General features: G+C 60.5%; 11 protein-coding genes. 8 read left to right on the forward strand and 3 right to left on the reverse strand.

Features of this window, described 5'->3' with window-relative positions; genetic code table 11:
• The first annotated feature begins 135 nt into the window (after nucleotides 1–135).
• The 3 genes from malZ (at nucleotide 136) to AACV31_RS13360 (ending at nucleotide 6,128) form a co-directional block, all read left to right on the forward strand.
• Nucleotides 136–1,953: a maltodextrin glucosidase gene (gene malZ, locus AACV31_RS13350; protein WP_165153145.1), complete on the forward strand. Its 1,818-nt coding sequence runs from the start codon at nucleotides 136–138 to the stop codon at nucleotides 1,951–1,953.
• A gap of 84 nt (nucleotides 1,954–2,037) precedes the next feature.
• Nucleotides 2,038–4,761, forward strand: coding sequence for a DUF2339 domain-containing protein (locus AACV31_RS13355; protein ID WP_165153147.1), 2,724 nt, complete (start codon nucleotides 2,038–2,040; stop codon nucleotides 4,759–4,761).
• Nucleotides 4,758–6,128 carry a DUF3999 family protein gene (locus AACV31_RS13360; protein WP_165153149.1) on the forward strand — a complete coding sequence of 457 codons (1,371 nt, stop codon included), beginning with the start codon at nucleotides 4,758–4,760 and terminating at the stop codon, nucleotides 6,126–6,128. The genes AACV31_RS13355 and AACV31_RS13360 overlap by 4 nt, the downstream gene beginning before the upstream one ends.
• On the opposite strand, the gene acpH is transcribed toward AACV31_RS13360, so the two are convergent.
• On the reverse strand, nucleotides 6,129–6,710 hold the full coding sequence (acpH, locus tag AACV31_RS13365) for an ACP phosphodiesterase (RefSeq protein WP_165153151.1): 582 nt from the start codon (nucleotides 6,708–6,710) through the stop codon (nucleotides 6,129–6,131).
• A gap of 101 nt (nucleotides 6,711–6,811) precedes the next feature.
• Between acpH and queA the strand changes: the two genes are divergently transcribed.
• The 5 genes from queA (at nucleotide 6,812) to secF (ending at nucleotide 12,332) form a co-directional block, all read left to right on the forward strand.
• Nucleotides 6,812–7,882, forward strand: coding sequence for a tRNA preQ1(34) S-adenosylmethionine ribosyltransferase-isomerase QueA (gene queA, locus AACV31_RS13370; RefSeq protein ID WP_075197561.1), 1,071 nt, complete (start codon nucleotides 6,812–6,814; stop codon nucleotides 7,880–7,882).
• Nucleotides 7,883–7,993: 111 nt separating this feature from the next.
• The gene (tgt, locus tag AACV31_RS13375) at nucleotides 7,994–9,121 is read left to right on the forward strand and encodes a tRNA guanosine(34) transglycosylase Tgt (RefSeq protein WP_165153153.1); all 1,128 of its coding nucleotides are present in this window, start codon (nucleotides 7,994–7,996) and stop codon (nucleotides 9,119–9,121) included.
• 21 nt (nucleotides 9,122–9,142) lie between these two features.
• The gene (gene yajC / locus AACV31_RS13380) at nucleotides 9,143–9,475 is read left to right on the forward strand and encodes a preprotein translocase subunit YajC (protein ID WP_007720388.1); all 333 of its coding nucleotides are present in this window, start codon (nucleotides 9,143–9,145) and stop codon (nucleotides 9,473–9,475) included.
• A 27-nt stretch (nucleotides 9,476–9,502) separates the two neighbouring features.
• Nucleotides 9,503–11,350: a protein translocase subunit SecD gene (gene secD, locus AACV31_RS13385; protein WP_075197562.1), complete on the forward strand. Its 1,848-nt coding sequence runs from the start codon at nucleotides 9,503–9,505 to the stop codon at nucleotides 11,348–11,350.
• A 10-nt stretch (nucleotides 11,351–11,360) separates the two neighbouring features.
• A complete protein-coding gene (gene secF / locus AACV31_RS13390; protein ID WP_075197563.1) occupies nucleotides 11,361–12,332 on the forward strand; it encodes a protein translocase subunit SecF in 972 nt (323 codons plus the stop codon).
• 188 nt (nucleotides 12,333–12,520) lie between these two features.
• On the opposite strand, the gene AACV31_RS13395 is transcribed toward secF, so the two are convergent.
• Both AACV31_RS13395 and AACV31_RS13400 read right to left on the reverse strand, forming a co-directional pair.
• The gene (locus AACV31_RS13395) at nucleotides 12,521–13,399 is read right to left on the reverse strand and encodes a nucleoside-specific channel-forming protein Tsx (protein ID WP_105538571.1); all 879 of its coding nucleotides are present in this window, start codon (nucleotides 13,397–13,399) and stop codon (nucleotides 12,521–12,523) included.
• A 339-nt stretch (nucleotides 13,400–13,738) separates the two neighbouring features.
• Nucleotides 13,739–14,299 carry a DUF3251 domain-containing protein gene (locus tag AACV31_RS13400; protein WP_075197565.1) on the reverse strand — a complete coding sequence of 187 codons (561 nt, stop codon included), beginning with the start codon at nucleotides 14,297–14,299 and terminating at the stop codon, nucleotides 13,739–13,741.
• Between the last annotated feature and the right edge of the window lie 53 nt (nucleotides 14,300–14,352).

Consider the following 14,352-nt stretch of genomic DNA (forward strand, 5'->3'; position numbering starts at 1 on the left):
GTCATTTTCGCTCTACGATCAACGTCGTTTCTCCGCCTCCCTTCTCCTCCCCCAATAAAATCCAGAATGAGGAAGGCGCGCGGTTGCCCGTGTGGAAAGATGCGCCTGTTTTCTGTCGATTAAGGATCAAAGTGTATGTTGAATGCCTGGCATCTCCCCGTTGCGCCCTTTATTCACCGGCAGGGGGAGAAATTACTGATCACCCTCTGGCTTGCGGGCGACGCGCTGCCGGAAAAGGTCGTACTGCGTTACGAGCGCGATAACGAAGAAACGCCATTTGAGATGAAGCGCCTGGCCGCCGCGCCGCATCCGCAGGTCAGCGCGTGGCAGGCGAGCATTTCGCTCGGCGATGGTCAGCCGCGCCGCCGCTACTGCTTTAAGCTGTTATGGGGCGATCGCCAGCAGTGGTTCAGCCCGCTGGGGCTGAGCGAGTTTCCGCCCGCCCGGCTGGCGCTCTTCGCCATCGATGCGCCGGATGACGGCCCGCAGTGGGTGCAGGATCAGGTCTTCTACCAGATCTTCCCGGACCGCTTCGCCCGCAGCACGCCGCGCGGGGCGCAGCAGGACAAGATCTACTATCACCACGCTCAGGGGCACGACATTATCCTGCGCGACTGGCACGAGCCGGTAAGCGCAGAGGCAGGCGGCTCAACGTTTTACGGCGGCGATCTCGACGGGATCGCTGAAAAAATCCCGTACCTCAAAAAGCTCGGCGTCACGGCGCTCTACCTCAACCCCATCTTTAGCGCGCCGAGCGTGCATAAGTATGACACCGCCGATTACCGCCATGTCGATCCGCAGTTCGGCGGGGATGAAGCGCTGCTGCGCCTGCGTGAAAAAACGCGCGAGGCGGATATGCGCCTGATTCTGGACGGCGTCTTTAACCACACCGGCGACACGCATCCGTGGTTCGATCGCCACAATCACGGCACGGACGGCGCCTGTCACCATCCTGATTCGCCGACGCGCAACTGGTACAGCTTCACCGATGACGGCTATGCGTTCTGCTGGCTCGGTTACGACAGCCTGCCGAAACTCGATTTCGCCGAGCGCGGCGTGGTGGAGGAGATCTATCAGGGCGAAGAGAGCGTGGTGAAGTACTGGCTGAAAGCGCCCTGGAGTATCGATGGCTGGCGGCTTGATGTGGTGCATATGCTCGGTGAAAACGGCGGCGCGAAAGAGAACCTGCGCCACGTCGAGGGGATCACCCGCGCGGCCAAGACGGTGAATCCGCAGACGTTTGTCTTCGGCGAACATTTTGGCGATGCGCGCCAGTGGCTGCAAAACGACGTGGAAGATGCGGCCATGAACTACCGTGGTTTTACGACGCCGGTGTGGAGCTTTCTCGCAGGCGTGGATCACGGGCTTGAGCCGCAGCAGCTTGACGCCGCCGACTGTGCCCGCTGGATGGAGGAGTACCGCGCCGCGCTCTCGCACCAGCAGCAGTTGCGCATGTTTAACCAGCTCGACAGCCACGATACCGCGCGCTTTAAAACTATCGCCAAAGGCGACCCGGCGCGCCTGCGGGCGGCGGCGGTGTGGCTTTTCTGCTGGCCCGGCGTGCCCTGCGTTTTCTATGGCGATGAAGTGGGCGTGGAGGGCGGCAACGATCCGTTCTGCCGCCAGCCGTTCCCGTGGGATAACGCGCAGCAGGACGGCGAACTGCTGGCGCTGTATCAGCGGCTCGCGCGCCTGCGCCACCGCAGCCGGGCGCTGCGTTCCGGCGCGTGCCAGGTGGTGTACGCAAAAGGCGATGTCATCGTGTTCGCGCGCGTCTTCCAACAGGAGCGCGTGCTGGTGGCGCTGAACCGCGGCGCGGCCTGCGAAGTGACGCTGCCATTCTCCCCGCTGCTTGATGACAGAGCCTGGACGCGCGAGGAGGGCGATGGCGCGCTGGAAGGGCGGACGCTGCAGCTCGCCGCCGGGGCGGCGCTTATCCTGCATTCACGATAAGCGTAACGAAACGCGGTAAAGGAATACCGCTTTTCATCCAGATATGGGAAAGTAGCCGCACTTCTGCCGCAGGGTCTGAAATCAATGGATGAGATTTTTGTATTTGCTGCTCTGATTGCGCTCTTCTGCGTGGTTGTGGTGCCCGTGCTGGCTATCATGGCGCTAAAACGCAGCGCGCGTAACGAAACCGAACTTCATCGCCTGCGCCATCGGGTCGAGACGCTGGAGGCGCGGCTTGCCGCGGCGTCGGCGTCGCCTGCCGCAGAAGCCGTGCCGGTAGCCACGCCGGAGCCTGCGCCTGTGATTATCGCGCCGGAGCCTGTGGCAGCGCCTGAGCCTGAACCGGTGCCGCAGGCGGACGCGCCGCCGGTCTGGTCGCAGGCCGTGCGCAACGCGGCGAAAGCCCCTGCGCCCGCCGCCGCGCCGCGCCGCGAAGAACCCGCGCCGCGCCGCGAAGAACCCGCGCCGGAACCGCGCCATGCCGCGGCGTCAGGCGGGCTTATCACCAGCCTGACGCGCTGGTTTATGCAAGGCAATCCGCTCGCCAAAATCGGCGTCATCCTGCTCTTTTTAGGCATCTCCTTCCTGCTGCGCTACAGCGTTGAGCGCGACATGCTGCCGCTTGAGCTGCGCGTTGCCGGCGCGGGCGTCGCGGCGCTGGTTCTGCTGGCGTTCGGCTGGCGACTGCGCCACAAAACGCCGGTTTATGCGCTGATCCTCCAGGGCGGCGCGGTGGGCGCGCTCTATATCACGATTTTCGGCGCGTTCCGGCTCTGGCAGATGCTGCCGATGCCGCTGGCCTTCGGCCTGATGCTGGTGGTGTGCGCCGCAAGCGTCGCGCTGGCGGTGCTGCAACGCGCGTTAAGTCTCGCGATGCTGGCGAGCCTCGGCGGCTATCTCGCGCCGCTGCTGCTCTCGACCGGCGGCGGCAGCCATATCGCGCTCTTTTCGTTCTATCTGCTGTTGTCGGTGGGCATTGCCGCCGTCAGCGTCTGGCAGCACTGGCGTGAACTCAACCTGCTCGGTCTGCTGTTTACCTTTGGCGTGGCGGGTGTCTGGGGCATAAACGGCTATCAGCCGGACGAATGGCTGAGCTGCCAGCTCTTTCTCATCGCTAATATTCTGCTCTTCGGCGTGGTCTGCGTGGCGCTGTCGCTGCGCGCGCAGGGGCGCAAGAAAATCGTCGACGGCGTGCTGCTGTTCGCGCCGCCGCTGGTCGGCTTTGGGATGCAGTATGCGATTACCCGCCACTGGACGTATGGCCCGGCGTTTTCGGCGCTCGGCTTCGGGCTGGTCTATTTGCTGCTCGCGCGCGCCGCGCTGCGTCGCTATCCGCAGGAGGGGCGTATCCTGGCGCTGGGCGGGCTGGCGCTCGGCGGCGCGTTTGTCACGCTCGCTATCCCGCTGGCGCTATCGGCCCGCTGGACGGCGCTCGCCTGGGCGCTGGAAGGTCTGGGGCTGTTGTGGTTTGGCATGCAGCAGGCCCAGCGGCGGATGAGCTACAGCGGCAGCGCGCTGCTGACGCTGGCGGCAGCCAGCGCCGTTTATGCCTGGATTGACGGCATTACGCTGCTGAACGCGGCGTTTATCAGCGCGGTGCTGGCGCTCTGCTGGCTGGCTGGCGGCTGGCTGTGGCGTCTGCCGCAGCGGCGGGTGAGCCGGGCGCATCTTGGCGTAGGGATCGCGTTCTGGCTGGTGGCGCTGTTGCAGGCCGCCCGCTGGGCATTCGCGGATATCTCCCAGGGCCTGGCCCTGACGCTTGCGCTGCTTACGCTCTCCGTCATGCTGTGGCGCGCGGCATCGCGCAAAGCGGCGTGGCCGGATCTCGCTTGCGCCGTCTGGCTGCTGTGGCCGGGCATGGCGCTGATGCTTTCTGAACAGATAATTATCGACGGCGCGCTGGTGCTGGCGGGTTGGCACAGTCTTGTCTGGTGTCTGGCGCTGCCGTGCGCGCTCTGGCTGCTGCGCCGCGATGCCGGCGCGTTGCCGGCGCGCCGCCAGCTGGCGCTGCATCTGTCGCTATTCTGGATGCTGCTGCTTGCCGCAGGCGCGGAAACCTGGTGGTTTACCGATGACCTGCCGTGGGGCAACGAGGCCTGGCAGACGGGGATTATTCTGGCCGTCAGCGCCGGTATCGTGCTGCTGGTGAATGAAGCGATCCGACGCGGCTGGTGGCCGTGCGCGCAGTGGCCTGCGCTCTACAGCGGGCCAGGGCTGCTGCCGGTCGCGCCGGTGCTGGCGTTTTTACTGTTCGCGGGTAACCTGATGAACGGCGTGACGGTCGACTGGCCGTATCTGCCGTTGATTAACCCGCTTGAGCTTGGCGCAGGCTTTGCGCTGCTGGCGGCGCTGAACTGGTGGCAGTTGCTTACGCGCTTCTGGTCGCCGTTATTGAAGCAGGCGCAGCCGTGGGCGCCGCTCGCCTGGCTTGCGCTGCTGTTCTGGTGGGGCAACGGGCTGGTGCTGCGCACGCTCGCGTGGACGGGCGATATTCCCTGGCAGTCCGACGCGCTGTGGGATTCGCGCCTGGTCCAGACCACGTTCGCGCTGCTCTGGATGCTGCTGGCGCTGCTGGTGATGGTGAGCGCCACACGCAAAGGCGCGCGTCGGGGCTGGTTTTGCGGCGCGGGCCTGCTCGGCGTGGTGATTGTGAAGCTGATGCTGGTGGACAGCGCGGGCGGCGGCGGTCTTGCGCGCGCCGTGGCGTTTATCGGCGTCGCGGTGCTGGTGCTGATTGTCGGTTATTTCTCACCGCTGCCGCCGAAAGCGGCGCGGCCGGTTAATGCCCGTCAGGGAGAGGCAGAATGAAACAGTTATGGGTGGCCCTTGCCTGGGCGTTCGCCGCCACGTGCGCGGCCAGTGACGATACCTCGCGCGCCGAGCGCCCGCAGGATTATGCGCGCGGCGTGGAGCTTGCGGTGGAAGGGCAATCGCCGTGGTACCGGCTGCCGCTGCCGGAGGCCGTCTATTCGCAGAGCGCCTGGCCGGATCTGCGCGATATCCGCGTGTTTAATGCGCAGGGCGCAAGCCTGCCGTTTGCGCTTGAAACCACCACACCGCCCGCGCCTGCGCCGCAACGCGCGCCGCTGACGGTCTATAAGCTTGACGCGCAGCCGGTGAAAACCAGTGAAGAAGGGCAGAGCGCCGTGCTGCTGACGTCGCCGTCTGGCGTGCAGATCCGCATGGAGAACGCGCCGGTTGAGCAACTCAGCGCCAGCTGGCTGATTCCTCTTGACGAGAGCAACCGCGAGCGCGCGCTAACGCAGCTGCAACTGGCGTGGCCGCAACAGGTAAACGGCTGGCAGGCCCGCGTGGACGTGCTCGCCAGCGAGACGCTGCGCGACTGGCAGCCCATCATCGCCGATGCGCCGCTGATGGATTTAACGTCCGGCGATCGGCGGCTGTTGCAGAATACGGTGGATTTCAGTGACGGCCTGTCGCTCTTTGGCGCGAAATACCTGCTGGTGGTAGTGAAAAACGCCAGCGCGCCGCTCGATTTCACGTCCGCCACCGGGCAGTGGCAGGCGCCGCACCCGCAACCACGGCGTATTTCGCTTGCCGCCAGCGGCACTAAAGAGAAATTCGACACTGCTATCTATCACTGGGCGCGTCCGCAGCCGTTCGATGCGCTGACGCTGCGCCCGGCGCTTGAGAACGCCGTCGTACCGGTGGAGATAGACTATCGCAGCGCGGATAACATGGCGTGGCAGCCGCTCGCGCGTACCGTTATTTATCGTCTGCCGGAACGCCCGGCGGTGACGCTGCCGCTGCACGGCGAGCTGATTTCCGCGCTGCGCGTGCGGGCGATTAATCAGCGCTTTGGCGACGCCTTCCCGGAAGTGACGGGCGAGCATGACGAAAAAACGCTGGTGTTTAATGCCCAGGGCAGCGGCCCGTTCCTGCTCGCCTGGGGCAATGGCGCCGCTAAAGCGCAGGCGCTGGCGCTGCAAACGCTGGTGCCGGACTCGCACGATCCTGAGCTGTTGCCTTACGCGCAGACGGTAAAAGCGGTGACGCTCGGCGGCGACGCGCGGCTGACGGCCAAAGACGCCAGCGCGCAGCGCAACGCGCTGTATACCTGGATTATCTGGGGTGTGCTGGTGGCGGGCGCCGCCGGGCTGCTGCTGCTCGCCTGGCGGTTGTGGCGCGATATTCGCGGTGAGAAAGCGGCGTAATCAGAGCGTTTGCTCGCGCGCCATTTCCATCATCCGCGGGTAAAAGCGCCAGAACTGGCGCTCCAGCGCGACGTAATGGGTGTTGAGATCCTCCCAGGAGTCGCGCAGGGCCGCGAGTTTCGGACGGCGGCTCGCCATGCCGTTGAGCACGCGGGCGATATAGTCCATCTCGCGGTAGCGCTCCATCCAGCGTTCGCTCCAGAGATAGTCATTGAGGTTCACAAAGCGCTCCGGCGCGTCGGGCAGCGTGGGTAAAATCAGCGCATGCGCGTGTGCAAGGAACGCCTCCAGCGGGAGCTCAGGCGAGATTTGCGCCCAGTGGCGCGAGAGAAAGTGATCCCACATGACATCCAGCGTCACCGGCGCTACGCGGCGGGTTTCCGGGCGAAACCACTCGCGCGCCTCGCGCACCTCCGGCAGGTTATCGGTCAGCACATCCACGCGCCGGTGCATGTAAATTCCCGCCACGACATCCGCCGGGTAGAGCCCGTCCGGTTTGCCGCGCACGAAGTCCGCCATCAGGTTGCCAGGCAGCGAACTTTGCGCCAGATGCGCCAGATGCAGATGGGCAAGAAAATTCATAACGATCCTTTCCTTAAAGAGAGATAAAGCGGCTAATCAGTTGCAGGGAGCGCGCCCCGGCACTAGACTAGCCGCCTGTTTTTTATGTCAGAGTTCCAGCCATGCGTTTGACCGATTTCTCCTTTGAACTACCCGAATCCCTGATAGCTCACTATCCGCAAGCCCAGCGCAGCGCCTGTCGCCTGCTGTCGCTCGACGGGCCGACGGGAGATCTCACGCACGGCACTTTCACCGATTTGCTCGATAAGCTCAACCCCGGCGATCTGCTGGTCTTTAACAATACCCGCGTGATCCCGGCGCGCCTCTTTGGCCGCAAGGCGAGCGGCGGCAAGATTGAAGTGCTGGTGGAGCGTATGCTCGACGACCATCGCGTGCTGGCCCATATCCGCGCCTCTAAAGCGCCGAAGCCGGGCGCTGAACTCCTGCTGGGCGATGATGAAAGCGTAAACGCCACGATGACCGCCCGCCACGACGCGCTGTTCGAAGTGCAGTTTAACGATGAGCGCCCGGTGCTGGATATTCTTAACAGCATCGGCCATATGCCGCTGCCGCCTTACATTGAACGCCCGGATGAAGAGGCCGACCGCGAGCTTTATCAGACCGTCTACAGCCAGAAACCGGGCGCCGTCGCGGCGCCGACCGCGGGCCTGCATTTTGACGAGCCGCTGCTTGAGCGCCTGCGCGCGAAAGGCATTGAGATGGCGTTTGTGACGCTGCACGTCGGCGCGGGGACATTCCAGCCGGTACGCGTGGAGAGTATCGAAGAGCATGTGATGCACTCTGAATACGCCGAAGTGCCGCAGGAGGTGGTCGACGCGGTACTGGCGGCGAAAGCGCGCGGCAATAAAGTGGTGGCCGTGGGCACCACCTCGGTGCGATCGCTGGAGAGCGCCGCACAGGCGGCGCAAGACGCGCTCATCGCGCCGTTTTTCGGCGACACCCAGATTTTTATCTATCCGGGCTATCAGTACCAGGTGATCGACGCGCTGGTGACCAACTTCCACCTGCCGGAATCGACGCTCATCATGCTGGTGTCTGCGTTCGCGGGCTATAAGCACACCATGAACGCCTACCGCGAAGCGGTAAAAGCGGAGTATCGCTTTTTTAGTTACGGCGATGCGATGTACATCACGTACAATCCGCAGGCCATTAACGAGCGTCCGGGCGAATAACCGGTCGCTTGTCGCTCTTTTCTCTCTCTTTAACCGGAGAGGGCCGGGGTAAGGGGCGCCCTTACCCTGTAACAGTAATCATCAGACTGTCTCTCTGATGTGGAGAAAAACGTGAAATTCGAACTTGATACGATCGATGGCCGCGCACGCCGCGGCCGCCTGGTATTTGACCGCGGCGTTGTGGAAACCCCGGCCTTTATGCCCGTGGGCACTTACGGCACCGTCAAAGGCATGACGCCGGAAGAAGTAGAAGCCACCGGCGCGCAGATTATCCTCGGCAACACCTTTCACCTCTGGCTGCGTCCAGGCCAGGAGATCATGAAGCTGCACGGCGACCTGCACGACTTTATGCAGTGGAAAGGCCCGATCCTGACCGATTCCGGCGGCTTCCAGGTTTTCAGCCTGGGCGATATTCGCAAAATCACCGAGCAGGGCGTGCATTTCCGCAACCCGATCAACGGCGATCCGATCTTCCTCGACCCCGAAAAATCGATGGAGATCCAGTTCGATCTCGGTTCTGACATCGTCATGATCTTCGATGAGTGCACCCCGTACCCGGCCGACTGGGATTACGCGAAGCGCTCCATGGAGATGTCGCTGCGCTGGGCGAAACGCAGCCGTGACCGCTTTGATAGCCTTGGCAACAAAAACGCGCTGTTCGGTATTATTCAGGGCAGCGTTTACGAAGATTTACGCGATATCTCCGTGAAAGGTCTGGTAGAGATAGGCTTTGATGGCTACGCTGTCGGCGGCCTGGCTGTCGGCGAGCCGAAGGAAGATATGCACCGCATTCTTGAGCATGTCTGCCCGCAGATCCCGGCGGACAAGCCGCGCTACCTGATGGGGGTGGGCAAGCCGGAAGACCTGGTCGAAGGCGTGCGTCGCGGCATCGATATGTTCGACTGCGTCATGCCAACGCGTAACGCGCGTAACGGCCATCTTTTCGTCACCGAAGGCGTAGTGAAAATCCGCAACGCGAAGTACAAAAGCGATACGGGGCCGCTTGATCCTGAGTGTGATTGCTATACCTGTCGCAATTATTCACGCGCCTACTTGCATCATCTTGACCGTTGCAACGAAATACTGGGCGCGCGGCTTAATACCATTCATAACCTTCGCCACTATCAGCGCTTAATGGCTGGTTTACGCAAGGCTATTGAAGAGGGTAAATTAGAGCACTTCGTCGCGGATTTCTACCAACGCCAGGGGCGGCCGGTGCCACCGTTGAACGTTGATTAATTTAATAATGAGGGAATTTGAATGAGCTTTTTTATTTCTGACGCGGTAGCCGCTGGCGGTGCGCCGGCGCAGGGCAGCCCGATGTCTCTGATCCTGATGCTGGTCGTGTTCGGTCTGATTTTCTATTTCATGATCCTGCGTCCGCAGCAGAAGCGCACCAAAGAACATAAAAACCTGATGAGCTCCATCGCCAAAGGCGATGAAGTGCTCACCAACGGTGGTCTGGTGGGTCGCGTGACCAAAGTAGCGGAAAACGGCTACATTGCTATCGCCCTGAACGACACCACCGAAGTGGTTATCAAGCGTGACTTCGTCGCAGCCGTCCTGCCGAAAGGCACCATGAAGGCGCTGTAATCCATTGTTTTCCCAAAGGGAACTGCCGTGTTAAACCGTTATCCTTTGTGGAAGTACCTCATGCTGGTCGCCGTACTTATCGTCGGCCTGCTTTATGCACTTCCCAACCTGTATGGTGAGGATCCGGCTGTTCAAATCACTGGCGCGCGCGGCGTCGCCGCCAGTGAGCAAACGCTGATCCAGGTCCAGAATACGTTACAAAAAGAAAAAATTTCCGCGAAATCTGTGGCTCTGGAAGAGGGCGCTATCCTTGCGCGCTTTGACTCCACCGATACTCAGCTGCGTGCTCGTGAAGCGCTGATGAGCACGATGGGCGATCAATTCGTCGTCGCGCTTAACCTCGCGCCTGCCACCCCACGCTGGCTTACTGCTATTTCTGCCGAACCGATGAAGCTGGGTCTTGACCTGCGCGGCGGTGTTCACTTCCTGATGGAAGTCGATATGGACACGGCGCTCAGCAAGCTCCAGGAACAGAATATGGACAGCCTGCGCAGCGATCTGCGCGAAAAAGGGCTGAGCTGGACGAACGTGCGTAAAGCCGATAACTACGGCGTGACGATTCAGTTCCGTGACAGCGATATCCGCGACGCGGCGGTCTCTTATCTGACGGCTCGCCATCGCGACATGGTTGTCTCAAGCCAGGGCGACAACAGCCTGCGCGCGGTGATGTCTGATGAGCGTCTGCGCGAAGCGCGCGAATATGCCGTTCAGCAGAACATCAATATTCTGCGTAACCGTGTGAACCAGCTGGGCGTTGCCGAGCCGCTGGTGCAGCGTCAGGGCGCTGACCGCATTGTGGTCGAATTGCCGGGTATTCAGGATACGGCGCGCGCTAAAGAGATTCTGGGCGCGACCGCGACGCTGGAATTCCGTCTGGTCAACAGCAATGTCGATCGCACCGCTGCCGCCGCCGGGCGTATTCCTGGCGACTCTGAAGTGAAGATGACCCGTGAAGGCCAGCCTGTCGTGCTGTACAAACGCGTGATCCTGACCGGCGACCATATTACCGATTCCACCTCCGGCGTTGACCAGTACAACATGCCGCAGGTGAATATTTCGCTCGATAGCTCGGGCGGCAATATCATGTCCAACTTCACCAAAGACAACATCCATAAACCGATGGCGACGCTCTTTGTGGAATATAAGGACAGCGGTAAGAAAGACGCTAACGGCCGCAGCATCCTGATGAAACAGGAAGAAGTGATCAACGTCGCGACCATTCAGGCGCGCCTCGGTCAGAACTTCGTGATTACCGGCATCGACAACCCGAACGAAGCGCGTCAGCTTTCGCTGCTGCTGCGTGCGGGCGCGCTGATTGCGCCGATTCAGATTGTGGAAGAACGCACGATCGGTCCGACGCTGGGTATGCAGAACATCACTCAGGGTCTGGAAGCGTGTCTGGCGGGCCTCGCGGTCTCCATTCTGTTCATGATCCTGTTCTATAAGAAGTTCGGTCTTATCGCCACCACGGCGCTGCTGGCGAACCTGGTGCTGATTGTGGGCATCATGTCGCTGCTGCCGGGCGCGACGCTCACCATGCCGGGTATTGCGGGGATTGTGTTAACCCTTGCTGTCGCGGTGGATGCGAACGTGCTGATAAACGAGCGTATTAAAGAAGAGCTCAGCAACGGCCGTTCGGTGCAGCAGGCGATTGATGAAGGTTATCGTGGGGCGTTCAGCTCGATTTTCGATGCCAACGTCACGACGCTGATTAAGGTCATCATCCTGTACGCAGTGGGGACCGGCGCCATTAAAGGGTTTGCTATCACGACCGGTATCGGCGTGGCGACCTCCATGTTCACCGCTATTGTCGGTACCCGTGCCATTGTAAACCTGTTGTACGGCGGCAAACGCATCAACAAGCTGTCTATCTGAGGAGTGCGTTGTGGCACAGGAATATACTGTTGAACAATTAAACCACGGCCGCAAAGTCTATGACTTTATGCGCTGGGACTACTGGGCCTTCGCCATTTCGGGGCTGCTGCTTGTCGCCTCTATCGTGGTGATGGGCGTGCGCGGGTTTAACTGGGGGCTCGATTTTACCGGCGGTACGGTTATCGAGATTGGCCTGGAAAAACCGGCGGATCTGGATTTGATGCGCGAGTCGCTGGAAAAGGCGGGCTTTGAAGAACCGCTGCTGCAGAACTTCGGCAGCAGCCGCGACATCATGGTGCGTATGCCGCCTGCGCAGGGTGAAACCGGCGGGCAGGCGCTCGGCACCAAAGTGTTGACGGTGATTAACGAAGCCACCGGCCAGAACGCGGCGGTGAAACGTATCGAGTTCGTGGGGCCGAGCGTGGGGGCCGATCTCGCCCAGGCGGGTGCGATGGCGCTGCTGGTCGCGCTGCTTTCCATTCTGGTTTACGTTGGGTTCCGCTTTGAGTGGCGTCTGGCGGCTGGTGTGGTTATCGCGCTGGCGCACGACGTGATCATTACCATGGGCGTGCTGTCGCTGTTCCAGATCGAAATTGACCTGACCATCATCGCCTCGCTGATGTCGGTTATTGGTTACTCGCTGAACGACAGCATCGTGGTTTCCGACCGTATTCGTGAGAACTTCCGCAAGATCCGCCGCGGCACGCCTTACGAAATCTTTAACGTGTCGCTGACCCAGACGCTGAAAAGGACCTTGATCACTTCCGGTACGACGCTTGTCGTGATCCTGATGCTTTACCTGTTCGGCGGCGCGATGCTGCAGGGCTTCTCGCTGACTATGCTTATCGGTGTCTCTATCGGTACGGCGTCGTCCATTTATGTCGCTTCCGCCCTTGCGCTGAAGCTTGGCATGAAGCGTGAACACCTGCTGCAGCAGAAGGTGGAAAAAGAGGGCGCGGACCAACCGTCCCTCCTGCCGTAATCACGCCATCGGGTTACAGTGAATAAAAACCGCAGGTTTCGGCCTGCGGTTTTTTTTCGCCCTGATAATGGGGGAGCGCAGTGATAACAGGCGCATGGCATAGGGCTAAACAGCAGGCCATCTATCATAAACGGCCATAAAAAAAGCCAGCAGAGGCTGGCTTTTTCACAGGTTCACCGGGGTAAGGCTTAGAAGTTATAACCTACTACAAGGTAGCCACCCCAGCCCGTAGTGCGGGTGTTGTAGTTGGTAAACGCCAGTTCAGCATCGTCGTTCCACTGACCGCCGTTGTGCCAGTAACGCGCGACCACGGAGTAGTGCCAGTGATCGTAGTTCAGCGCCAGGATATGGCTGGAGGCGATGGAGTCGTTAGTGCGCGCTTTCACGCCATTAAGCGCATAACCGCCTTTATCGCCGAGGTCTGAGCCCCAGTCAAAGTTGGTGAAGCCGATATAGCTCAGGTTGCCGCCCCACAGCTGGGTGATAGGCACGAAGTATTTCACTTTGAAGCGGTAGCCGTCCCATTCGTTCTGGTTCTGCGCGCCATAGTTTTGCCACTGGTATTTGGCATAAACGTTCATGGAGAGGCTCATCGGCAGGCCGGTGTCGATATCAGTGCCAAGACCCATATACCAGGTGCTCTGGCGACCCGAGGAGTTGCGGCCCATATCGTAGATATAGTTATTCGCGAAATACCACTCTTTGAACGGGCCGAACGCCAGGCTGGTGCCGGTCAGCTTGTCGATAGAGAAACGCGGTTCGATTTCCACAAACAGCGGAGAGCCGTGGTTCCAGATCCCTTTGGCATCGGTGTTGCCGCCGAAGAACACCGGGGCGTCCGCGTAGCCGTAGAAATCAAACCAGTCTTTTTTCGCGAACGCTTCATATTCCAGATAGGTATCGTTACGGATGGTTGGTCCGAAGCGGGTATGGTAGCTGCCCACTACGTTTACGCTCTGGTGCCACCAGTCGGAAACGAATTCACTGTTGCTGGTTTCTGCCGCGCCGGCAGTAAAAGAGGTGGAGAGCGCCAGGGCTGCACCGGCAGCTAAAACAATTTTTTTCATAATAGAGCCACTGTTTTCAGGAAATCCCCATTTCTGGGTGGAGTAACGCTTTCGCGCAAGGCGGATTAACCGCCACCGCATAAATTGTGCTGCCTATTATAAGTATCCAGCCTCACAAAAATATGTGGCGTTTCACATTCTTGTCATGTACGTAATCGATTGCGTTCACGTTTGCGTACATCGGAACGCGGATTCTAGCGGCATAAGGGAACTAAGCCAATGCCTAGCGCACCCTTTTTACAGAGCAATGAGGAAGGAGTGCGAAATTCAGACCGCCAAAAAAGCAAGCACAGGGTACGGCGCGAATGTAACAAACTCCGCGCCGCTGGCGGGAGGGACTCAGGGCGCGACGACGGCATCGCCCGCGATAAGCGGCTGGATATCGTGCACGCGGATAAAGCCTAACTGTTCTGGCGTGATGCCGGTAAGCGTCAGCGGAATGGAAACATCGCTCGGCGCCAGCGTGCTGGCAGGCGCGCTGAACGGCTGGTTCTGCACATTTACTTCCTGATAGTTTTCGGTGGTGCCCTGCAACTGACCCCACTCGACGGTGCCGGTAAAGGCGGGCAGCGGCTCGTTGGATTCGCTCTGAATAAACAGCGTCGCCTGGGTACCGTTCGCGCCCGCCGCGACGTTGCGCAGCGACATCTTCAGCATACCGAGCTGGCTGCTTAAGCGGGCAGGCGTGTTCGAGCCCGGCAGCAGATAAACACCGCTTTTCGATTTCACATTCAGCGCGTTCTGCTGCGTGATTTTGACGGTCTCCTGCTTCAGCTTCGTCATCTCATGATTGAGCGTGCTGACATTCTGATGCATCTGACGCACTTCGCTTTGCGGGGCGCACGCGCTTAAAGCCAGCGCGCTGGCGACGACTGACCATTTCAGATAACGTGTTGTCATTATTCGCTTTTCCTGAAAAAGTGGCGGTGTATTCATGGTAGAGCGTAACGGCG

The sequence above is a fragment of the Cronobacter sp. EKM101R genome (genome assembly GCF_963888145.1).
GTDB lineage: Bacteria > Pseudomonadota > Gammaproteobacteria > Enterobacterales > Enterobacteriaceae > Cronobacter > Cronobacter turicensis.

What these genes read in the sequence shown, in the direction of transcription:
- AACV31_RS13355 (WP_165153147.1), top strand. Translation starts at nt 2,038, where the DNA reads ATGGATGAGATTTTTGTATTTGCTGCTCTGATTGCGCTCTTCTGCGTG.
- queA (WP_075197561.1), top strand. Translation starts at nt 6,812, where the DNA reads ATGCGTTTGACCGATTTCTCCTTTGAACTACCCGAATCCCTGATAGCT.
- AACV31_RS13360 (WP_165153149.1), top strand. Translation starts at nt 4,758, where the DNA reads ATGAAACAGTTATGGGTGGCCCTTGCCTGGGCGTTCGCCGCCACGTGC.
- malZ (WP_165153145.1), top strand. Translation starts at nt 136, where the DNA reads ATGTTGAATGCCTGGCATCTCCCCGTTGCGCCCTTTATTCACCGGCAG.
- AACV31_RS13395 (WP_105538571.1), bottom strand. Translation starts at nt 13,399, where the DNA reads ATGAAAAAAATTGTTTTAGCTGCCGGTGCAGCCCTGGCGCTCTCCACC.
- AACV31_RS13400 (WP_075197565.1), bottom strand. Translation starts at nt 14,299, where the DNA reads ATGACAACACGTTATCTGAAATGGTCAGTCGTCGCCAGCGCGCTGGCT.
- acpH (WP_165153151.1), bottom strand. Translation starts at nt 6,710, where the DNA reads ATGAATTTTCTTGCCCATCTGCATCTGGCGCATCTGGCGCAAAGTTCG.
- yajC (WP_007720388.1), top strand. Translation starts at nt 9,143, where the DNA reads ATGAGCTTTTTTATTTCTGACGCGGTAGCCGCTGGCGGTGCGCCGGCG.